The sequence below is a fragment of the Tenacibaculum sp. Bg11-29 genome (assembly GCF_002836595.1).
Classification (GTDB): Bacteria; Bacteroidota; Bacteroidia; order Flavobacteriales; family Flavobacteriaceae; genus Polaribacter.
On the sequence record NZ_PJBB01000003.1, the window covers coordinates 3,549,422 to 3,572,657 of the forward strand.

14 protein-coding genes are annotated in these 23,236 nt (G+C 31.4%); 7 read left to right on the plus strand and 7 right to left on the minus strand.

All coding sequences use genetic code 11. From position 1 onward, the window contains the following. The first annotated feature begins 123 nt into the window (after positions 1-123). Positions 124-1,545 carry a hypothetical protein gene (locus tag CXF68_RS16150; RefSeq protein ID WP_101046149.1) on the plus strand — a complete coding sequence of 474 codons (1,422 nt, stop codon included), beginning with the start codon at positions 124-126 and terminating at the stop codon, positions 1,543-1,545. A 44-nt stretch (positions 1,546-1,589) separates the two neighbouring features. On the opposite strand, the gene CXF68_RS16155 is transcribed toward CXF68_RS16150, so the two are convergent. Then, on the minus strand, positions 1,590-2,264 hold the full coding sequence (locus CXF68_RS16155) for a TetR/AcrR family transcriptional regulator (RefSeq protein WP_101046150.1): 675 nt from the start codon (positions 2,262-2,264) through the stop codon (positions 1,590-1,592). Positions 2,265-2,386: 122 nt separating this feature from the next. Here CXF68_RS16155 and CXF68_RS16160 point away from each other — a divergent pair, with 122 nt between their 5' ends. From CXF68_RS16160 to CXF68_RS16185, 6 genes are all read left to right on the plus strand, one after another. Beyond that, positions 2,387-2,695, plus strand: coding sequence for a hypothetical protein (locus CXF68_RS16160; RefSeq protein ID WP_101046151.1), 309 nt, complete (start codon positions 2,387-2,389; stop codon positions 2,693-2,695). Between the two features lie 75 nt (positions 2,696-2,770). Then, the gene (locus CXF68_RS16165) at positions 2,771-4,351 is read left to right on the plus strand and encodes a SulP family inorganic anion transporter (RefSeq protein WP_101046152.1); all 1,581 of its coding nucleotides are present in this window, start codon (positions 2,771-2,773) and stop codon (positions 4,349-4,351) included. A 12-nt stretch (positions 4,352-4,363) separates the two neighbouring features. Further along, positions 4,364-5,146 carry a universal stress protein gene (locus CXF68_RS16170; RefSeq protein ID WP_101046153.1) on the plus strand — a complete coding sequence of 261 codons (783 nt, stop codon included), beginning with the start codon at positions 4,364-4,366 and terminating at the stop codon, positions 5,144-5,146. A gap of 7 nt (positions 5,147-5,153) precedes the next feature. Next, a complete protein-coding gene (locus CXF68_RS16175; RefSeq protein WP_101046154.1) occupies positions 5,154-5,780 on the plus strand; it encodes a carbonic anhydrase family protein in 627 nt (208 codons plus the stop codon). 76 nt (positions 5,781-5,856) lie between these two features. Next, complete coding sequence (locus CXF68_RS16180; protein WP_101046155.1) at positions 5,857-7,677, plus strand: sodium:proton antiporter; 1,821 nt, start codon at positions 5,857-5,859, stop codon at positions 7,675-7,677. Positions 7,678-8,073: 396 nt separating this feature from the next. Next, positions 8,074-8,454 (plus strand): Fur family transcriptional regulator, encoded by a 381-nt coding sequence (locus tag CXF68_RS16185; RefSeq protein ID WP_101046156.1) that lies wholly within the window; start codon positions 8,074-8,076, stop codon positions 8,452-8,454. Between the two features lie 256 nt (positions 8,455-8,710). On the opposite strand, the gene CXF68_RS16190 is transcribed toward CXF68_RS16185, so the two are convergent. The 6 genes from CXF68_RS16190 to CXF68_RS16215 all read right to left on the minus strand — a co-directional run bounded on the left by CXF68_RS16190 (position 8,711) and on the right by CXF68_RS16215 (position 23,214). Further along, positions 8,711-9,925 carry a hypothetical protein gene (locus CXF68_RS16190; protein WP_101046157.1) on the minus strand — a complete coding sequence of 405 codons (1,215 nt, stop codon included), beginning with the start codon at positions 9,923-9,925 and terminating at the stop codon, positions 8,711-8,713. Between the two features lie 86 nt (positions 9,926-10,011). Beyond that, positions 10,012-10,785, minus strand: coding sequence for an outer membrane lipoprotein-sorting protein (locus tag CXF68_RS16195; RefSeq protein WP_101046158.1), 774 nt, complete (start codon positions 10,783-10,785; stop codon positions 10,012-10,014). A 23-nt stretch (positions 10,786-10,808) separates the two neighbouring features. Further along, entirely contained in the window at positions 10,809-13,160 is a 2,352-nt protein-coding gene (locus tag CXF68_RS16200; protein ID WP_101046159.1) for an RND family transporter, read from the minus strand. A 110-nt stretch (positions 13,161-13,270) separates the two neighbouring features. After that, on the minus strand, positions 13,271-13,867 hold the full coding sequence (locus CXF68_RS16205) for a TetR/AcrR family transcriptional regulator (RefSeq protein WP_101046160.1): 597 nt from the start codon (positions 13,865-13,867) through the stop codon (positions 13,271-13,273). A gap of 578 nt (positions 13,868-14,445) precedes the next feature. Beyond that, a complete protein-coding gene (locus CXF68_RS16210) occupies positions 14,446-16,428 on the minus strand; it encodes a translation factor GTPase family protein (protein WP_101046161.1) in 1,983 nt (660 codons plus the stop codon). A 444-nt stretch (positions 16,429-16,872) separates the two neighbouring features. After that, positions 16,873-23,214 (minus strand): T9SS type B sorting domain-containing protein, encoded by a 6,342-nt coding sequence (locus CXF68_RS16215; RefSeq protein ID WP_101046162.1) that lies wholly within the window; start codon positions 23,212-23,214, stop codon positions 16,873-16,875. Positions 23,215-23,236: the final 22 nt, after the last annotated feature.

A 23,236-nucleotide genomic window follows, 5' to 3' on the forward strand; every position in this document is an offset into this window, starting at 1 on the left:
GAATAAAACAAATGGCGCCTACTTATAAAATAACCTATAAAAATTTTAAGCATCTAAACCAATGATAATCCCCATTGTTAAGGTAAAAGAGTTCATACAATTTTTAATAAATAGAAATTTAACATGAGTGTAGAAATAATAAATCAATTAGATAAGCTATATAACCAAAAGGAATACTCTAAAATTATTGAAATAATTTCTAACTTATCCCAAAACACGTTAACATTTTCGTTAATTAATCATCTTGGAAGAGCTTATAGTGATATTGGTGACTATGACAAAGCTCTTGAAACTCTTTATAAAGTTTCTGAAGCAGGAAAAACAGATTCTCTTTGGAATTTTACAGTAGGATATACATATTTTCATAAATCAGACACAAAAAAAGCGTTAGTTTATTTAAAACAAAGTGCATTGCTGGGAAATAGTAATGCAGCAGCTTTAGCTTCAATACTCGATGGAACCTTCAAATTTCCTAAAGAAAGGGATGTGAAAAAAGTAAATTTAAAACCTAAAACACCTAGTCAAACAAAATTTGAAAAAACCATGGTTAATTTAACTAACTATTTTCCAAAACTACAACCAGGTATTAGTATTCATCTTTTAGAAAGCTATATTCTAAAACTATTAAAACATTTTACTAAAAATAAAACAACATGGAACAAAGGTATTGAATTACTAAATGATTTAATTTACCTAAAGAAACACGATAATTCAATAATATCTAAAAACACTTGTATACAGATATTTAACTGGATTAAAACTAAATATAATAACAAAGTGTTTGAAGGTTTTCCTGAAAGTTGCTCCTCTAGCGAAAAAGAATATAATAGTTTAATGTTTTTAATGAATTCCTCACTAGATACATTATTAAAAATTAAACATAAAGTAGAAATTCTCCCTTACTTAAACGTACTTTTAAAAAACTCATCAAATGATTTTGAGATAAATAGTTTAAAAAATCTAATTCGTTCGGTAAAATATGTTAATTCAGATTCTAAGCTAAAAATATCAACTGAGATTTTAAATAAAATTTTATTAGAGACAGATAAACATTTTGAAGATGAATATAATACAAATAATGGCGGATATCTTTTTTGTGGGCTTAAAGAAACAATTAGTGAACATAAACTATGTTACACCATAAGTTGGTGTAGGAAATCTCAAAAATACTTATCTAATGCTAAAAGAGGCGGATGGGTTGGTGCTGGTCCTTTAATGATTTCCAAAACATTTGATAAATTCGAAATGATGGGCTCTTCCCCTGGTGTTGATTGGATTTACCTTTTTGAATTAAAAACTCAAGATTTAGAAGAATATTTTTATTTAGAAATTCCGTTTAAAAATAAAAATATTTCAATATTAAAATCTGCAATTAAATGTACAACGAACGAACTCTTGAACATGGTTAACGATCATAAAAAAATAATTTATACGCAATCAAAATCTTGGTGCGACCACTTCCCTATTTTTAAAAACATTGCTGACATTTTAAATAACTCCGGAATTAACTGTCAGATAGAAATTAAAATAAGAAGAAATCCTTAACCCCAACTAAACTTATATCTCCAAAATAAAATTCACAATAAATTTTAAACCAATAATTTATCTGCGAAATAATTTAACATGTCTTCAACTTGATTTACATCATCTTTATCTATTGAGACATCAGTTAATTTCGGAAGGTGTTTTGCAAAATATATTTGATTATTAGACATTTCAAATAAATTTGTAGCTAAAGCAAAAGGAAATTTAAAATCTGAATTAATTTCTTTTATAATATCAGATACTGATTTTACTAGGTTTTCATAACTTTTAAAAAAACCTTTAGAACGCTCTTTATCTACTTCTTTTGTATGATAAGCTTTCATTCCTTCAGAAATAACAATATTATGTAACCTGCTTTCATTTACATAAATAACCCCAGGATTATCTTTAGACGCAGAAACAAATGAATGGATAATTATTTTTAGTATTTTTCTAGGGTTATCAATATTCATAGTATTTATTTTTATAAGATAACTAACCCACTCCCAATACCAGTTTACTAAGAAAAGTAATAATAAATGTTTATTTTCAAAATACCTATATATAGATGCTTCTGTTGAATTTATTTCTTTAGCTAACTTCTTAAAATTAAAACACTCAAAACCAAATTCATCAATCATCAATATACTGTGTTTTATAATGTTCCGACCTAGTTTTGACTCTTGAGGCTCTTTTAAATACAGTCCATCATTTAATGATATCTTAATTTCTATGCTCATATTTTAAAATAATTAACACCTAATAAGCTCCAAATATAAAAAAGTTTAACCATTTTAAATGATAGTTATACTATCATTTAAAAAAGTATTATTATATTTGTACTCATTAAATAGAAAATTGAATGTCAAAAAAGGTAAAAGCTATATTTTTTTCAGTAGCCTTTTTATTGTTTATAACTGCACCAACAATTATTATGGTAGTTGATAGCACTATTGACCTTTCTGTTATTTTTTCTATTTCTGAAGAAGAAGAAAAAAATAACGAAGAAGGTTTAAATATTCAAATTTATTTTACTTCTACAATTCTTAATCAATCTCAATTGTTTTTAACGACAACTGAAAATAACTTGGTATATTTTGTTAAAAATTATACCAAACCTCATTTAAACATCATTTCTCCTCCACCTGATTCTAAACATATTATAGTTTAGTTTTTTGCCTTATAAAAAATTTATCAGTTTAAATAAATCTTAGTTTTAAATAACTAAGAACAAATAATATATAATATGTTTAAGAGTATTAAAAATGACTTACCAGCAAGTGTAGTCGTGTTTTTTGTTGCATTACCATTATGTTTAGGTATTGCATTAGCTAGTGGAGCTCCATTATTTTCTGGAGTAATAGCAGGAATTATTGGAGGAATAGTAGTAGGAGCATTAAGTGGTTCTAAAATTGGAGTAAGTGGTCCTGCAGCTGGTTTAGCTGCAATTGTATTATCTGCTATTGGAGATTTAGGAGCTTATGAAAACTTTTTAGTTGCTGTAGTTTTAGGAGGAGTTATTCAAATTGTTTTTAGTATTTTAAAAGCAGGTATTATTGGTTACTACTTTCCATCATCAGTTATAAAAGGAATGTTAACAGGTATTGGAATTATTATTATTTTAAAGCAAATACCTCATTTTTTCGGTTATGATTCTGAACCTGAAGGAGCAGATAGCTTTATTGAAACCTCTGGAGAAAATTCATTTTCATTAATTTTACAGATTTTTGATAATATTACAATAGGTTCAATGACTATTGGGTTTATTGGTTTAGCAATTTTATTGTTTTGGGATAAAGTATTATCTAAAAAAGGAAAAGTTTTTCAAATTATTCAAGGTCCTTTAGTAGCGGTAGTCGTTGGTATTATATTCTTTACTGTAACCCAAGGTAACACTATGTTTGGTATAGAAACATCTCACTTAGTTAGTGTACCAATTCCTGATAGTATAGATTCTTTCTTTGGTCAATTTAGTTTTCCTAATTTTTCTGCAATCACAAATCCTAATGTATGGATAGTTGCCTTTACTATTGCCTTAGTAGCAAGTTTAGAAACACTTTTATCTGTAGAAGCTACAGATAAAATAGACCCACATAAAAATGTAACTCCAACAAATAGAGAATTACTAGCACAAGGAACTGGAAACATTATTTCTGGTTTAATTGGAGGTTTACCAATAACACAAGTAATTGTACGTAGTTCTGCCAATATTCAATCTGGTGGACGTTCTAAATTATCAACAATAATTCATGGTTTTTTATTATTAACCTCTGTAGTACTTATACCAAAATTATTAAATATGATTCCGTTATCAGTATTAGCTGCTATTCTTTTAATTGTTGGTTATAAGCTTGCAAAACCAGGGTTATTTATAAAAATGTACCAAATGGGATGGAAACAATTCATACCATTTACAGTAACTGTTTTAGGTATTGTTTTTATCAACTTACTTTGGGGAATTAGCTTAGGATTAGCTGTTGGAATTGTTGTAATCTTAATTAAAAGTTTTCAGAATTCACACTTCTTACATATTGAAGATAAAAGTAATGGAAAGCACAAAATAAAAATGACACTTGCCGAAGAAGTTACCTTTTTTAACAAAGGAGCTATTTTAAAAGAGTTAGATCGTTTACCTATAGATACATTTTTAGAATTAGATGTAAGAAAAACTAGATATTTAGATAACGATATCATTGAAATATTAGAAGATTTTGCTTTTAAAGCTAAAGAAAGAAATATTGACATTAAATTAATTTCAGAAAGAGGAGTTACTGAAAATCCAGATAGTTTTATTGAGTTTTTTAAATTAAGACCAAAAACTGCCTAAATTTTATACGATATGAAAAATAATGAATATAAAATTTTAGTGCTTTCTAATTTAAATGAGACTACCAATAAAATATTAAAAAGCAGTGTTAGTTTAGCTAAGATTGTAGATACTAATATTAACTTCTTATATGTTAAAAAACCTACGGAAGTTGTAAGTAATGAGAATCAATTATCAGCCATGAGAGCTATTAATAGCGAATACATTGCTACTGATAAAAAAATGAAAGATTTAATTACTCCTATAGCTAATAAATATAACGTAGCTATTAATCATTCATTTGTTATTGGAAATGTAAAAAACGAGATAGAGAAATATATTGAAGATAATCAGCCAGATATCGTTATTTTAGGAAAGAGAAAACCTAAAACAGTTAGCTTTATGGGCGATAATATTACACAATTTATCTTAAAAAAACATAAAGGAATAATTGTAATCGCTGATGATAAAAATACGTTAGACCCTAATGAAGAATTATCTTTAGGGTTACTTAATAATGTTAAATCTATTAATAAGCTTACCAAAGATATAATTAGTTCTACTAAAAAACCTTTAACGTCTTTTAAGACTACAAAAGATGCTGAAATATTAGACGAAGAAAGTCTTTTTAAAGATAAAGAAACAATTCAATATGTTTTTGATAAAGCAGATAATAGTTTAAAAGATATATCTAACTATTTATTAAAAAGTAATACTAATTTACTTTTTGTAGACAGAGAAAACATAAACTCAATAAAGTCGAATATTAATGATTTAATTAAAAACATTGATTGTTCACTTATTTTAACAACATAAAAATAGTATGAAAGCACATACAAAAGAAACACAAGCAGCAATAAGTCCAGAAAATGCTGTAAATTTATTAAAAGAAGGAAATAAAAGATTTCAAACAAATAACGCTGTAGAAAGAATTTTATTAGATCAAGTTTTAGATACAAGTACAGGACAATATCCATTTGCAACAATTTTAAGCTGTATAGACTCTAGAGTTTCATCTGAGTTAATTTTCGATCAAGGAATTGGAGATATTTTTAGTGCAAGAGTTGCAGGTAACATTGTAAACGAAGATATTTTAGGAAGTATGGAATTTGCTTGTAAACTAGCAGGTACAAAAGTTATTGTAGTTTTAGGTCATACCGCTTGCGGAGCAGTAAAAGGAGCTTGTGATAACGCTGAATTAGGTAACTTAACAAAATTAATTAGTAAAATAAAGCCAGCTGTTGAAGCGGTAACGGAACCAACAGATTTAAGTTTAAGAAATTCTAGTAATATCGGTTTTGTAAATACTGTAGCAGAAAAAAATGTTCATTTAACTATTGATAACATTCGTACTCAGAGTACAGTTTTAAAAGAAATGGAAGATGAAAATGCAATTAAAATAGTCGGTGCTATGTATGATATTCATACAGGTCTAGTAACTTTTTATTAAACACAAAACATAGTCCTCCGATTAAGTAATTAATATACATGAGACACAAAACATAAAATTTAATATCTAAAACATAATGGTAGAATTAGCAGGAATTATAATACTAGGTATACTAGCACAGTGGGTAGCATGGAAATTTAAAATACCTGCTATTCTACCATTAATATTAATAGGTTTATTAGTAGGGCCAATAGCTTCTGAGTTTTTAAGTGCTGATGGAAATAAATGGATTGAGCCAGTTTGGAATGGTCAAAAAGGTCTTTTTCCTGGTGAAAGCTTGTTCTATTTTGTTTCCCTAGCAATTAGTATTATTCTTTTTGAAGGAGGTTTAACTTTAAAATTAAGTGAAGTAAAAAATGTAGGACCTGTAATTACTAAATTAATAACACTAGGGTCAGCTGTTACTTTTTTTGGAGCAGCAATAGCTGTTTACTACATATTTAATTTAAGTTGGGAAATATCATTTCTTTTTTCGGGATTAATTATTGTTACAGGCCCCACAGTAATTACCCCTATTTTACGAAACATTCCTTTAAAAAAAGACATAGCTGCTGTTTTAAAATGGGAAGGAATTTTAATTGATCCTATAGGAGCCTTAGTTGCTGTTTTGGTCTTTGAATTTATTAGTGTAGGTGGTGGTCATACCTTTACCAAAACCGCTTTAATAGAGTTTGGTAAAATTGTTTTATTCGGTACTACTTTTGGCTTCACATTTGCTAGTGGGCTTATTTTTGCCATGAAGAAAAAATTAATACCACATTATTTATTAAATGTTTTTGTATTAGCATCAGTTTTAGGTGTTTTTGTACTATCAGATACTTTTGCCCATGAATCAGGATTATTAGCCGTTGTTGTAATGGGTATGGTTTTAGGAAACTCTAATTTACCACAACTAAAAGAATTACTATATTTTAAAGAATCGTTAAGTGTATTATTAATTTCTATTCTTTTTATACTACTATCTGCCAACATAAATATAAAAGATTTACTTCTTATTTATAACTGGCAAACATTACTTCTTTTTGCATCTGTAGTCTTTATAATTAGACCTTTGGGTGTCTTCTTATCTACTATTAACTCGACTTTAAAATTTAATGAAAAATTATTTATTAGCTGGGTTGGACCAAGAGGTATTGTTGCTGCAGGTATAGCATCTTTATTTGGTTTAAAATTAGCTAAAGAAGGTATAGCAGGTGCTGAATATATTACACCATTAGTATTTATGATTGTGCTAGGTACTGTACTACTAAATGCAACTACAGCAAGGTTCATATCAAAAATAACAGGCGTTTTTTTAAAAAAATCTGAAGGGATATTAATTATAGGTGCTTCTGAAGCTTCTAGAGTAATTGCCAAATATTTTAATAAAATAGGTAAACAAGTTGTTTTAATAGATACAAATAAAGAAAATATAAACAAAGCAAACAAGTTAGGTATAGAGGCGTTAAATGTTGATATATACTCTGATGAATTGGTTGATAATATAGAGTTAAATAACATAGGTTATTTAATAGCTTTAACAGGAAATACTGGTATTAATAAGTATGCAATTGAAAAATTTAAAAATCAATTTGGAGAAAACGGAGCGTATAGAATTTCAGCTCAAAGTGAAGTTCATGAAAATGATACTAGCTTAAAAAATGAAATATTTTCATGTACCAACAATTTCTTATCATTATCTGAAGTAGCAAGAACAAATCCTACTATTCATGAATTAGAAGTTGAAACTAAAGAAGAATACATTAAGTTTATTAATAAAGTTAAAAATGATGAAAAAGTAATTCCACTATTCATTAAATCTTCAAAAAACCAATTAAATATTATTTCTGAAAACAATAATAACATCGATACCGGTAGTACAATAGTATATTTAGGTCGAAAAATAAATGATGAGTAAAGAGGTAACAAAATAAATACAAGCCTCTACCCTACCTTAACCTCTCATGCACAAATAAATACTGGAAAATTATTTACAGCTACATAACTTTACTTTTTTTAAGCTTGTTATTATAGTTAAAAATGTGAAGCAAATCTAGATAAATAGCTCTATAGAAATAATATACTGATAATCAAATAAAAAAATTGGCCTAGTAAATCTACGATCTTTTAATAACCCTTTCAAAGAAAATAAAAGATTTTTAAGATCTAAAAGGCTCAATTTTAATAAACTAAAACATACAATACTTAAAAAGGGAAAATATATCCCGATACAGTAATGCAACTGAGTTGCAAATATAAGCAAAAACAACAATACAGCAACTAAGTTGCGTTAATTTTTTATTACATTTGTAACATGGGGATCTTAAGAAAAACAAAATCAGTTAAAATATTACTTGAAGAGTTTGATAAAAACTCAAGTGCTATTTCAGTAGTCATGCTAATAGAACGTCTTAGTTTAAAGATGAATAAAACCACTATATATCGGGTTTTAGAAAAATTAGAAGACGATGGTGTTTTACACTCATTTCTGGGAAAAAATGGTCATAAATGGTATGCTAAATGCAGTGATTGTTCCCATGCTGAACACCACGATGTGCATCCACATTTTCAATGCTCAGATTGTGGTAAAGTAGATTGTTTATCTACCGATATTCTTATTCCAAATATCCCTAATCGTAAAATAGATATCTCTCAATTATTACTACAAGGTAAATGTGAACAGTGTATTGACTAAAAACAAGTGCTTTACTTAGGGTATTAAGGTAAAATTACCAATAATAAATATAACAAAAAACAGTGCAGTAACACTTTTAAAAAGTAGTAACTACGCTGTTTTTTTTATACACCACAAAAAATAAAACAAAGGGATGTAAAATAGTCTTTTGTTAAAATGCAAAATTATAATATAGACTACAATTAAACAGATTGCTTTTTTCGTGCCTCAATTACAATGCTATTTTTTTATAAAATAAGTATCTAAAAATTTACTTTTAGAAGAATTTTGAAACAGATAATTTAACGAAACTATCTTCTTTAAAATTTGATAAAATAAGTTCATTATCGCTAATTGAACTAAAAATTCTAGCTTCAATTTCTGCTTTCCAGCTATTTCCTATTCTTCTAGAAGCTTCAATACTAAAGATTTTACTTGATTGCTCTAAATCCATTATTCCGCCTATTAAAATTGAAGTATCTTTCGTATCATTAAAAGCAATTCTACTACCAATAAACAAATCATTTTGCATACTTGTTAATGCCAATTCATCACGTTCATCATATAAATATTCTCCAATAAAACCAATATCTAAACCATTATTATCTATATTATTAAAAGTATATTCTAAACCTGCAACAATGGCTAAAAAATCTTGTGCTTTAGCGGTTCTATAAATAGCTTCTAACTTCCATAAGAAAGCATTGTGCGTAATTTGTAAATCTAATCCTGTTTGATTAATTACGGGATAAAAAGCATTGATACCACCTTGTTGATTAAATATAAATAAAGGTTCCCTTCCATTTCCATAAAAATGAGAAATTCCAATGTCAAAAGCACCTATATAATGGCTCCATCTTACAGCTACGTCTTGCCTCCATTCTTCAGCTTTACTTTCATAAGAAAGCGCATTTTTATCTAATAAAACAGGAAAACGCAATCTTCCTTTAGCACCACTAAACTCCCTTTTACGATGATAAGGCAAATAGAAAAAATCAAGGTTTCCAAAATTCTCACTACTCCAAGTAAACTGAACCATCGGTTGCCCTAATTTTTCTTCCCCATCAAATGATTCAACTTGATCGGTTTGATTAATTATATCAACTAAATGATTACTTTCCGTAACCCCCCAATACACTTTTTTAAGACCAATGTTTAACTCCCACTTTCCTTTTGCTTTTTGATAATACAATTCTCTAACATCCCAATGGGTTCTTTTATTATCAATATCAAACCTTACAAAACTAGTAAAATTAATGCTCTCACGTCCTTTATTCCATTCAACTGTATATTTTGGTGTAAATGCGAATGCAGGAAAATGATTTTTCTGACCATTAAATTGAGCATCATTATAAAAGTATCTATACTCCCCTTCTGCTTCTAATTCAAATTCATGAACTGTTTTTTTTCTCTTTTCAGTTTGTGCCGAAACATGTAATCCCGAAACCAATAACAAGAATATACCAGCAACTAATAATCTATTAATTTTCATTCTATTCAATTTAAAAATACCCGATAGCTGTTTTAAAAATCAATCAAAACTGTATAAAACGAAAACAGCCACGAGTATTTATATTTTTATTTACCAGCTCTCTTTAAAGCAACTTGAGAGAAATCTTCTTCTGTTAATTGAACATTAAAATCATACTCAGTAAATTCTAATTTTGTTTCCTTATTACTTTGTTTGTTTATCATATTAAACTCACCTGCTCTCCAAAACTTATTCTTATATAATTTGTATTTTGAATAGGTTAACGTTTTTAGTAAAGAATTTTTGCGGTCATAAAATTCAACTTTTTCCATTCTATACCCTTTATCTTTGTTGTAGGTTACCAACCTTCTTGTGTAACCCGATTTTGGATCAACAGGATCTTGTTCTACAATGACCAAATTTCCTTTTTCTTCAATAAATTTGTAGGTATATTTTTCTACTTCTTGCGATGATAAATCTTCATAAGCAAACTCACTTCCTACAAATGGCCCTGATTTATTATTCGATGAAATTCTTTTTACTCTTTTTATAGAGGGTAAAAACAGCCATTGGTCATCAGATCCTTTTTTATGTGTAAAAGTTAATGTTGCTGTACCTTTAACGTCTCTCGGACTGTTAAAAACGATTAACGATTTATCTCCATCTTCTTGAAGTTCAAATGTTTTAGTGGTTAATGACCTTTCGCTTGTTTGACCATTTTTATTTTTTAAGGTCATTTTTAAATTTACGGTAGAACTTTTAAAACCAGTATCTGCTAATTCCGCTTTTTTTGCAACTTCCAATCCTTTTTCTGCTGCTGATTGTGCAAAAGTAGCTCCAAGAGTAGCAACTGCTATTAATGATAAAATTATTTTTTTCATGATGTTGTTTCTATTTAAATTATTTAATTTTCTTCTTTTAAAGACTTGTTTTTCTTGCTCGTTAAAATTAATAATGACGGCAATAAAATAAAATCGATGATTAGTGCTGACAGAATAATTACGACTGTAATTCTAGCCATAGAACTATTTAATGCAAATGATGATGTTGACAGTACTGCAAAACCTGCTAATAAAACAACAGTTGTTGTAACTAAAGCCTTCCCTACAGTTTCAAAAGCATAAACAACTGCTTCTTTCGCGGTATAACCTAACTCTCTTCTTGCTCTTAAAAATTTACTCATAAAATGAACGGTGTCATCTACAATAATTCCCAAGGTCATTCCAAAAACAACCACCATCCCAGTGTTTATTTGTGCTTTATACATTGCCCAGATTCCGAACCCAATAATTACAGGAGTAACATTTGGTATTATACTTAATAATCCTAATTTGAAGCTTCGTAAGGCAAACATCAAAATCAATGAAATTAAAATTAGTGCAATAATGTTTCCTTTAAGCATGCTATCCGCTTGTCTAAAACCTAATTTAGAAAACATCAACATTGGACTTACACCTAATGCATGCATTTCTTTAGGAGCGTTATCTTTTAACCATTGTTCTCCTCTATTTGCAAAAGCAATCATTTGTGGACTGTCAATATTTTTTAAGGTAACAGTAACTCTAGATTCAGATTTATCTACATTAATTTGATTGTTTAAATCCAATCCGAAGGGTAATGATAATTCATATAGTAATAAGTATTGTGCAGCCTCTTCTCTATTATCTGGTACTTTATAATAGGCTTCGTTATCACCATGCATAGATCTATTTACACGTCTTGCAACTTCACTAAAAGCATTTACGTGAATAACTTCTGGTTGTTCATTTAACCAGTTTTCAAAACCATTTAATTTTTTCAAATAAGTTGGATTATTAATTCCACCACTTTCTCCACTACCAATTGAAAACTCTACATTGTAAATACCAGTTAAATTTTCGCTTATATAATCGGTATCTGTTCTAAACTTTACACTTTTATCAAAATAATTGATAAATTCATCGTTAAACTCATTTTTTGTAGCTAAAAACCCTAATACTCCAATTACTACCACAGAAATAACGGTTAGTTTTACTGGCTGTTTTACAACATAATTACCAAATTGCGAATACCTGTTTTTCTTTGTTACTACAACAGTAGCTACTTTCTTTGATTTTACAGGGAAAATTGACATTATTGCAGGCAATGCAGTCGTAGAAAATAAAAATGCCATTGTCATCCCAAATGCCGTAACATTTCCTAAATCCCAAAACGGAGGAACATCACCAAAATTCATGGTTAAAAACCCGATTACAGTTGTTAAACTTGTAATAAAAACTGGCATAAAATTTAGTCTGATAGATTCAACCAAAGCATCAACTTTGCTCAGCCCGTCTACTCTCATTTTCTGTAGCATTGTAATAAGAATATGAATACTATCTGCAACTGCCAATGTTAAAATCATGGTAGGAAAAACAGCTGATGGAGGTGTTAATTTAATTCCCATTATTCCTACAAACCCAATGGCACTCATTATAGAGAATAATACAACTACCAATGTTGCTAACGTACTCCAAATATTTCTTGTTAGTATTAACGTGGTAATAATTACAATGATTAACATGATTAATGTTAAGCCCATATCGTTCATAGAAGATTCAAAAAATGCCGTATTTAATGGCACCAAACCAGAAGTATGCACTTTAAAATTTGGATATTTCTCTTGAAATTCTTCAATCATTTTTCTAACTGAAGCTGTTACTTCCGGAATTTCTTTCGCACTATCTATTCCAGGTAATTTTACTGTTATGTTAACAGCAGTAACGCTTCCTGTTGTGTTTAAAATTCTATTTACTAAAAGAGGCTCTTTAAGTGCCCTTCTTTTAATTTCGGCTATTTCTTCAGCTGATTTTAATGAAGATTCATACGATAAATCTTCAACAAACAAATCATCTCCTTCTGCTCTTGTATGCTGAAAGTTTGTTAGCGCATCTACTCTTGATGAATATGGTGTATTCCAAGAACTTTTGGTTAATTCTTCAATTGCAGTTAAGTTCTCTTTTGTAAAAACATTACGATTCGATGGAGATAATACGATAACTACATTATCATCTTTAGTATACTTTTCTTGCAGCGCATCGAACGCCTCTAATTCTGGATTTGATTTACTAAAGAATACATGATAATCTCCATCAAATTCCATTTTACCTTGAGACGCTAGTCCCATTGCTAGTATTAATGACCCTATTAATACGGCCCATTTGTTTTTAATTACAAACTCTGCCCATTGTTTGGCAAATCTGTTTGACGCGTTACTTATTTTTTTTAGTGCATTCATATCTTTAATTAATTGACCAGTCGTTTATTGTTATTTGTGTTTATATAATTATTGTTTTCGACTTGATTACTTTAAAAAAGCGACCAGTCATCTATTATGTGTTAAAAAAATTATTTTAATAAAATGGTGGTTACCATTTTTGTGAAATTTACAATAGGATATGCATCTTTCATTTCTTTCATTGTTGTCATTGCACCCTTACCTGCATCTTCAATAAACTCAGCTAAATCTCTTGGATCCATCGTTTTTTGCATTTCTCCTAACTCTTGTGCTTCTTCTATAACATTTGCAATATGCGTTTTAATTAAAGAACCTTTATTGGCAATAATAGCTCTAATTGCTTCACTATGTTCTGCCACTTCATTTGCTAAGTTACATCCCAAACATCCCATTTTACAATTTAGCTCTTCCCTAAGTGTATTCGATCTAAACTCATAAAAAGCAATTAATCGCTCTTTAGGTGAAAGGTCTTTATTCTCTAAAATTTCTAATGCAGGTACAAACTGCTGATTGAAATATTTTTCTATAGCCTTAACTACAAAATCTTCTTTACTATCAAAATAAAAATAAAAGGAACCTTTTGGTATTTCAGCTAACTTAACAATGTCATTAACGCTGGTTGCATTATATCCTTTAGACCACAATAATGCTATACCTTTATCTAAAAGGTAATCTGATTTAGCATCGTGTTTTAAAGTTTTTGACATAGTTATTGAAATACTTTACAAATGTATGACCACTCGTCTAGTTTACCAAATATTTATTATTATTTTTTATTTAATTATAATAAAACACTTTTAAAAACTGATTACCAACAACTTAATCCTATTAAATATAATAGTGAATTTATTTATAGGTCAGTAGATAATTACTTATATTTTAATTGAAACATCTTGGGGAATGTCTGGTTGAGCGCAGTCGAAACCTATGCTCAAATTCCAATGAAACAGATTGCTTCTTCCGTACCTCCATCGCAATGACATGTATTTATTATATACGTTACTACGAACAACATAAAATAATGTGAAGTAGTCTGTTTATTTTAATATCTCAGGTTGAGCGCAGTCGAAACCTATGCTCAAACTCCAATGAAACAGATTGCTTCTTCCGTACCTCCATCGCAATGACGTGTATTTATTATATACGTTACTACGAACAACATAAAATAATGTGAAGTAGTCTGTTTATTTTAATATGTCAGTTTGAGCGCAGTCGAAACCTATGCTCAAACTTCAATGAAATAGATTGCTTCTTCCGTACCTCCATCGCAATGACGATTACAAGATCATATTACCCGTTCATCAGCTTTATAAGCACCACGGCGGTGTAATATCCACTGAGCTTCATCTAATGGATTCACACCTTTATAGTCACTAATAATACCTTCTCCTTTAGGACAAGTATCATACCCGTAAAATTGTAATCTAAGTCTTGATTTACCACTAGTTATTGAATTTAATTTTCGACTAAAATCTAATGATGTTGCTACAGGGATTCGTCCTTTTAAACTAAATACCTCATCAATAAACTCTGGAGTATCAAAACTAGCCCTTCGTGTACTTAATTCTGATGTTATTTTTCCTAACAACGATTCATCCGCTTTAATTTCAAAACTTAATATAGGCTCTAATAAATGTGTTCCACCAATTTTTAACCCTTGCATAATTCCCATCGGCGTTGCTAAATTAAAATCACCTGGTCTCGAATGCACGTTATGATCTTCTCCTTTTATCAAGGTTATTTTCACATCAGTTACCTCCCACCCTAAAATTCCTTGCGCTAAAGCTTTCGGAATGGTGCGCTCAATTTCATTTTGATATTTAATATGCACGTCATTTTGTGAAACAACACTACGATAGCTAACTCCTGAGTTTAACGGAGCAGGCTCAATTAAAAACGTCATAATTGCCCAACAAGGTTTTGGCATCCAATATCTTATATAGCCTTCTGCTTTTTCACTAATTGTTTCTTTATATACTACCTGAGGATCGGTAAAACTAGCGTTAATTAAAAAACGTTCTTTTAAAACATGTTCTAAAATTTCAATTTGCATTTGTCCCATTAACAACAATTGCAGCTCCTTCTCTGCCTTAAACCATTTAAAATTTAAAGAAGGATCCTCTTTATCTAGTTGTTGCAAAGCATCTGCTAACAAATTATAATCGGCATTATTATCAGGAATCACCTGAACACTTAATACAGGAATATGTAATTGAGGTAATTTCGGAATCCCTGTTGGGCTCCCTAAAACATCTCCCGATTTTGTTCCTAAAACTCCTGTTATTATACCAATATCACCTGATTTTAAAACAACATTATCAATGTATTTTGTATTGTGTAATTCTTTTGTTTGATTAATTTTAGTTTCTAACTGTTGCGTAGCATTGTAAATAGTACTCTTAGAAGATAATTCACCTGAAAAAACTTTTACATACGCCATCGTACCAAAAACTTTATGATGCTCTAACTTAAAAACAAAAGCTGATAACTCTTTTGTAGTATTCGTTTTAGAGGTTTTACAATAGGCTATTATCCCATCTAAAAGTTCGGTTACCCCAATATTATTCTTAGCAATACCTGTGTAAACAGGTGTAATTTTATTATTTATTGTTAAATCACGAATACTCTTTACATATTCATTATCGGTAATTGGTTCAGAATTTAAAAAACGTGTTAATAAATGCTCATCACAATCTAAAATATGCTCAATTGATTTTTCTTTAATTTCAGTAACAACATCCGCATTAAAAACAGGCGTTATTGTAGCATTTGTTAATCCATCATTTTCAGAAGCGTATAACACTACTGCTTTTGTTTTTAAATCACGTTCTATCTGAGTTATTGTTGTTTCTGCATCGGCACCTTGACGGTCAATCTTATTAATAAAAATAATGGTTGGTATTTGTAATTCTTGTAATGAATCCCAAATATTCAAGGTGTGCGCCTGTACCCCTTCTACTGCCGAAACCACTAATATTGCTGCATCAACAACACACAATGCACGTTCAACTTCACTAGAAAAATCTACGTGACCAGGCGTATCAATTAAATTAATCTTCGTGTCTTTCCATTCAAATGAAGTAGTCGCGGCTTTTATAGAAATTCCACGCTCTTTTTCAATAGCTAAACTATCAGTATTGGTAGATCCTTTATCTACACTCCCTAGTGTTCTTATAGCGCCTGAATTGTATAAAAAATGCTCGGTAAGTGTTGTTTTACCAGCATCTACATGTGCCAAAATACCTATATTGATAGTTGGTTTTTTCATTCTATGGTGTAATTTGATGTTTATTTTTGCTTCCCTCGGCAAAATACTAGGAATAAGGTAATAATAAGTCTTTTTTTATTATTTAATGGAGACAAGGTCATAAAGTTGGGATACTAATAGACCTCACAGGTTTTAGAAACCTGTGAGGTCTTCATGTTAGGTTGAGCGCAGTCGAAACCTATTTTTAAATAAAACAGATTGCTTCTTCCGTACCTCCATCGCAATGACGTATTGTTATTAAATACCACAATCAAAAAGTAGCAAAACAAGTTTGAAAACCTATATTTAACAACCTAATAGTTCTCGACTGCGCTCGAACCGACATTGTAGTTTACAAGCATGCTTAGAAAATACATATCTATATCTTTACCTCTACAAATTGTTGCAAAAAAAACACCTCACAATTAACAATCATGAGGTATTCCTACTATTTTAAAACAAAGCTTATCTTCTTAACAGTGAAAAATGTCCTGAAGCATTTCTTAAAAATTGATTTCCTTCGCTATCACTTTCTTTATAATCTACTTTAAACCAATAATCATTACCGGGCATTAAAGCGCCATTATAAGAACCATCCCAACCAATATCAGCTGGTGTTACCTTGTTTATTAGCTTACCAAATCGATCAAATATTTCAATTTTTGCATTCGGATCTATATTTGCTAGCCCAAAAATATTCCATGTATCATTTACACCATCATTATTTGGTGTGAAAAACTCATTATACCTAAGTAAATAAACATTTATAGTTTCTTGCCAACAACCATCCTCACTTCTTAAACGGATTACTTTTAATCCATTGTCTGGTACCTCAACATTTTCAAAAACAACCGAAAAACTTCCCTTATCATTATTCATCAACTTCCAACCACTAGTATTTTCTAGATAAGCACTGTAGTTTACATATTCCGATCCTTTTATAGTAACCGTTACAGTTGCCGTATTACCTGATGTATTTGTGTTACCTGAAATTCTATAATTTATAGGAGTACTATCTATTATATTTATTTGTTGATATTGAGTAACTTCATTTATGCCATCACTAAAAACCCATGCAATTTGTGTAGACGAACTTATAGGGAAACTAGTTGTAGTTATTCCTGTAATACGTCCCTTACAGTCATCAGTTGCTGTTGGAGGCGTTAAACTATTTAAAATACATGGTATGTTTAACGTTTCTAAAGACACAGCATCTGGAATAGGTGGATTGCTATCTGTAACTATTACTTTTTGATTTTGTGTTGTAACATTACCACTACTATCTATATATTCCCAGGTTATTGTTGTTGATGTTATAATTGGAAATGATTCTGTGGTAACACCTATAATTAATCCATCACAATTATCCATTGCTGTTGGCGCAATAATATTTTCTACTTTACAAAAATTAACCACGTCAGGTAATGCTGCTGCTATTTCAATCGGCACAATAGTATCAGTAATTATTACATCAAAAGTACAATCCGTCGTATTTCCATTTCCATCATCCGCAGTTAGCGTAATCGTCGTATCAGTCGTTACTACTGTTCCTGCGATTGGACTTTGCGTTACTGTAACTACAGCGGTACAATTATCTGTTGCAGTTGCTAACCCTGTATAATCTAATAAGGTGTATTGACAGTTTACATCAAAATTTGCAGCTTGATTAGCTGGGCAGGCTATACTTGGTGCAATATTATCGGTAATGGTAACATCAAAAGTACAATTCGTCATGTTTCCGTTTCCATCATCCGCAGTTAGCATAATCGTCGTATCAGTTGTTACAATTGTTCCTGCAACTGGACTTTGTGTGATTGTAACTGCAGCGGTACAATTATCCGTTGCGGTTGCTAATCCTGTATAATCTAATAAGGTGTATTGGCAGTTTGTATCGAAGTTAGCTGTTTGATTTACGGGGCAGATTATCGCTGGAGGAATGTTATCAGTAATTATTACATCAAAAGTACAATCCGTTGTGTTTCCATTTCCGTCGTCTGCGGTTAGCGTAATAGTGGTATCAGCTGTTACTATAGTTCCTGCAGCGGGGCTTTGTGTTACCGTTACTACAGCGGTACAATTATCCGTTGCAGTTGCCAATGCAGTATAATCTAATAATATGTATTGGCAGTTTGTATCGAAGTTAGCTGTTTGATTTACGGGGCAGATTATTACTGGAGGAATGTTATCAGTTATGGTTACATCAAAAGTACAATCTGTTGTGTTTCCATTTCCATCATCCGCAGTTAAAGTAATTGTGGTATCTGCAGTTACTACAGTTCCAATAGCAGGACTTTGCGTTACTGTTACTGCAGCGGTACAATTATCTGTTGCAGTTGCTAATCCTGTATAATCTAATAAGGTGTATTGGCAGTTTACATCGAAGTTAGCTGTTTGATTTGCAGGGCAAGTTATCGATGGAGGAATGTTATCAGTAATTATTACATCAAAAGTACAATCTGTTGTATTTCCATTTCCGTCGTCTGCGGTTAAAGTAATTGTGGTATCAGCTGTTACTACTGTTCCAGCAACTGGGCTTTGCGTTACTGTAACTACCGCTGTACAATTATCGGTTGCGGTTGCTAATCCTGTATAATCTAATAAGGTGTATTGGCAATTTGTATCAAAATTTGCTGTTTGATTTGCAGGGCAAGTTATCGCTGGAGGAATGTTATCAGTAATTATTACATCAAAAGTACAATCTGTTGTGTTTCCATTTCCGTCATCTGCGGTTAGTGTAATAGTGGTATCAGTCGTTACAATTGTTCCCATAGCAGGACTTTGCGTTACTGTAACTACCGCTGTACAATTATCCGTCGCAGTTGCTAATCCTGTGTAATCTAATAAGGTGTATTGGCAATTTACATCGAAGTTTGCTATTTGATTTGCGGGGCAGATTATCGATGGAGGAATGTTATCAGTTATGGTTACATCAAAAGTACAATCTGTTGTATTTCCATTTCCATCATCCGCAGTTAAAGTAATTGTTGTATCTGCCGTTACTACCGTTCCAATAGCAGGACTTTGTGTTACCGTTACTACCACTGTACAATTATCACTTGCCGTTGCTAATCCTGTGTAATCTAATAAGGTGTATTGGCAGTTTACATCAAAATTTGCTGTTTGATTTACGGGGCAGATTATCGTTGGAGCAATGTTATCAGTAATTATTACATCAAAAGTACAATCTGTTGTATTTCCATTCCCATCATCCACAGTTAGTGTAATAGTGGTATCAGCTGTTACTATAGTTCCTGCAACTGGACTTTGCGTTACCGTTACTGCAGCTGTACAATTATCACTTGCCGTTGCTAATCCTGTATAATCTAATAAGGTGTATTGACAGTTTGTATCAAAATTTGCTGTTTGATTTGCAGGGCAGATTATCGCTGGTGCAATGTTATCAGTTATGGTTACATCAAAAGTACAATCTGTTGTGTTTCCATTTCCATCATCCGCAGTTAGCGTAATGGTCGTATCTGTTGTTACTACTGTTCCAATAGCAGGGCTTTGTGTTACCGCTACTACCGCTGTACAATTATCCGTCGCGGTTGCTAATCCTGTATAATCTAATATGGTGTATTGGCAGTTTACATCGAAATTTGCTGCTTGATTTGCGGGGCAAGTTATACTTGGAGGAATGTTATCAGTAATAATAACATCGAAAGTACAATCTGTTGTGTTTCCATTTCCGTCGTCAGCAGTTAGTGTAATCGTCGTATCAGTCGCTACTACTGTTCCTGGTATTGGGCTTTGTGTTACCATTACTGCAGCAGTACAATTATCTGTTGCCGTTGCTAATGCAGTATAATCTAATAAGGTGTATTGGCAGTTTACATCGAAATTTGCTGTTTGATTTGCAGGGCAAGTTATCGCTGGAGGAATGTTATCAGTTATGGTTACATCAAAAGTACAATCTGTTGTGTTTCCATTTCCATCATCCGCAGTTAAAGTAATTGTGGTATCTGCAGTTACTACAGTTCCAATAGCAGGACTTTGTGTTACCGTTACTGCAGCTGTACAATTATCCGTCGCGGTTGCTAATCCTGTATAATCTAATAAGGTGTATTGGCAGTTTACATCAAAATTTGCTGTTTGATTTGCGGGGCAAATTATCGCTGGAGGAATGTTATCACTTATGGTTACATCAAAAGTACAATCCGTTGTGTTTCCGTTTCCATCATCCGCAGTTAGTGTAATCGTCGTATCAGTCGTTACAATTGTTCCAATAGCAGGACTTTGTGTTACCGTTACTGCAGCGGTACAATTATCAGTTGCCGTTGCTAATCCTGTATAATCTAATAAGGTGTATTGGCAGTTTACATCGAAATTTGCTGCTTGATTTGCGGGGCAAATTATCGCTGGAGGAATGTTATCAGTAATTATTACATCAAAAGTACAATCCGTTGTGTTTCCATTTCCATCATCCGCAGTTAGCGTAATGGTCGTATCTGTTGTTACTACTGTTCCAATAGCAGGGCTTTGTGTTACCGTTACTGCAGCAGTACAATTATCTGTCCCGGTTGCTAATGCAGTATAATCTAATAAGGTGTATTGGCAGTTTACATCGAAATTTGCTGCTTGATTTGCGGGGCAAATTATCGCTGGTGCTATATTATCTGTAATAGTTACATCAAAAGTACAATCCGTTGTGTTTCCATTTCCATCATCTGCGGTTAGTGTAATTGTCGTATCTGCCGTTACTACCGTTCCAATAGCAGGACTTTGGGTGATTGTAACTACAGCGGTACAATTATCCGTCGCGGTTGCTAATGCAGTATAATCTAATAAGGTGTATTGGCAGTTTACATCGAAATTTGCTGTTTGATTTGCGGGGCAAGTTATCGTTGGGGCAATATTATCTATCACCGCTGTTAAATCACTTTCTGTTGCAACAAAATGCGTTAAGGCGTCAGGGTCACTAGTTAAAACATCTATAAAATTACTTCCCGAAATAGTACCTTGGTTTGAAACCGTGGTTGTTGTAGGAAAAACTCCTCCATTAACCGTTACATTAAATTTTATGGTTACTGTACCTCCTGTAGCTATATTACCTATATTTACCTGTGTACTTGTATTTCCTAGGGTATTACCAACAACAACGGTTCCTGTTGTTGTAGTTACTGAACCTACTTGTAATGTTGTGTTTGCATCTGGTGTATCATTAAACACAACATTTGTTGCTGTAAGAATCCCTACATTTTTAATCTCTACCTCATATGCTATATCTCCTGTACATTGATTCGCTGTATAAATATCGGTTTTAGTTGCACAGATAGTAACATTTTCATTAAATGTTACATAAAATATTTCATCTTGATAATCCCTATCACCACCCCAATATAAATCTTCTACCCCAATTATAAAACTATTAGGATCTGTTGTAGGAGATACCACCATCAAATGAGGTGTCTTCCCATTTTTCACTCTTACAATTATGCTTCGTGCATCCGTAGTTAGGTCATGACTATATCGTTGATCAATCAAATTATTTACATTGGCTCCAGTAAGAGCAAACCAATCTCTCACTCCTCTATATTGAACAATTTGTGTGCTTTCCGTCCAATTCTCATAGGTATCCACCCAATCTTGAGTTGCCGGAGGAGAAGCCACTACAGGAGTTCCGTCGGTTGGAGAAGTTGCAATCATAGCCCAAGTGGTTCCTGCTCCAAAAACATCTGCAGCCAACCTATTATGATCAGCTACATTTTGAAATTGAGGATACCAATTTAATAGTGTACTTCCTCCATAATTATCACCTGTCGTTGCTCCATTTCTAGAATATGAAGGTCTTGCATCGTCTGGATTGAATGCTGTTTTGGAATAATAGGTATTTACTTGTGAACCTGCGATACTCCAAAAAACGGAATTAAAAAAAACTAATTCTCTATTTGGGCTTACCACTATATCATCAAACCATCTATATTTATAATAATCAACCCCAACTGCATCCGTTCCTAAAATTGCTTTAGGAATATCGATACTTTGAGGATCTGTTGTATCATAAATATTATAATCTACTTGACCATTTATACTATTATATATATCAGAATATGAATATGGAGAATTACTAGTATAATTAGCTGTTTCAGACAATCCTGAATCATCATCACACATATAAAAAATAGTACGCCCTGTAATATGTGTATTACCGCTTGGCGATCCTGAATAATTATAATCTCCCAAAAGTCCTAAAAAACTTCCATTGGTTATATGAGAAGTAGCAACTCCCTTATCTACCGTATATGGAGGCATTTTATTACTACCTGCAGTATACTCTAAAACATCAGGAATATTATTACTGTTATTATCTATATACAAATACACGCCTGGGTGTTCATAATAACCTGAATATGCCCCTGAACTACTAATACTATTCGGTAAAAACTGCCAATAATCACCATTTGTATTTCCATTAGCTGCAGCGTTGGGTCCATTTACAAAATAGGAAGATGGCATCGAGGTAACTCCGGCTGGTTGCACATCTAGCGCATCAATAATCCCATCATTATCATCATCCGGATCTATACTATTAATTAATCCATCACCATCTAAATCGTCTCCCGGATTCGTTTCATAAAAATCTGGTAAACCATCATTATCAGTATCAATATCTAAAAAAAAGAAACCCAAAATGGCACTTGCGCCTGCTCCTTCTCCTAAATAATCTACGGCAATCGTTTTTTTCTGCGCAGTTTTTATCGTTGTTATAGATTCTAGGCTTTGCCCTACCGAATTAAGTGTTACCACTATAAAAGCGAATAGTAACACTAATTTTTTATATACTATAATGGTATTGTTGTGTATCATAAAAGTGTTGAAAAATTATTCT

Excerpts from the sequence above, each read along its gene's own strand:
- CXF68_RS16190 (WP_101046157.1), bottom strand. The coding sequence starts at position 9,925 with ATGAAAATTAATAGATTATTAGTTGCTGGTATATTCTTGTTATTGGTT.
- CXF68_RS16185 (WP_101046156.1), top strand. The coding sequence starts at position 8,074 with ATGGGGATCTTAAGAAAAACAAAATCAGTTAAAATATTACTTGAAGAG.
- CXF68_RS16175 (WP_101046154.1), top strand. The coding sequence starts at position 5,154 with ATGAAAGCACATACAAAAGAAACACAAGCAGCAATAAGTCCAGAAAAT.
- CXF68_RS16155 (WP_101046150.1), bottom strand. The coding sequence starts at position 2,264 with ATGAGCATAGAAATTAAGATATCATTAAATGATGGACTGTATTTAAAA.
- CXF68_RS16205 (WP_101046160.1), bottom strand. The coding sequence starts at position 13,867 with ATGTCAAAAACTTTAAAACACGATGCTAAATCAGATTACCTTTTAGAT.
- CXF68_RS16150 (WP_101046149.1), top strand. The coding sequence starts at position 124 with ATGAGTGTAGAAATAATAAATCAATTAGATAAGCTATATAACCAAAAG.
- CXF68_RS16195 (WP_101046158.1), bottom strand. The coding sequence starts at position 10,785 with ATGAAAAAAATAATTTTATCATTAATAGCAGTTGCTACTCTTGGAGCT.
- CXF68_RS16160 (WP_101046151.1), top strand. The coding sequence starts at position 2,387 with ATGTCAAAAAAGGTAAAAGCTATATTTTTTTCAGTAGCCTTTTTATTG.
- CXF68_RS16165 (WP_101046152.1), top strand. The coding sequence starts at position 2,771 with ATGTTTAAGAGTATTAAAAATGACTTACCAGCAAGTGTAGTCGTGTTT.
- CXF68_RS16210 (WP_101046161.1), bottom strand. The coding sequence starts at position 16,428 with ATGAAAAAACCAACTATCAATATAGGTATTTTGGCACATGTAGATGCT.
- CXF68_RS16200 (WP_101046159.1), bottom strand. The coding sequence starts at position 13,160 with ATGAATGCACTAAAAAAAATAAGTAACGCGTCAAACAGATTTGCCAAA.
- CXF68_RS16170 (WP_101046153.1), top strand. The coding sequence starts at position 4,364 with ATGAAAAATAATGAATATAAAATTTTAGTGCTTTCTAATTTAAATGAG.
- CXF68_RS16215 (WP_101046162.1), bottom strand. The coding sequence starts at position 23,214 with ATGATACACAACAATACCATTATAGTATATAAAAAATTAGTGTTACTA.
- CXF68_RS16180 (WP_101046155.1), top strand. The coding sequence starts at position 5,857 with ATGGTAGAATTAGCAGGAATTATAATACTAGGTATACTAGCACAGTGG.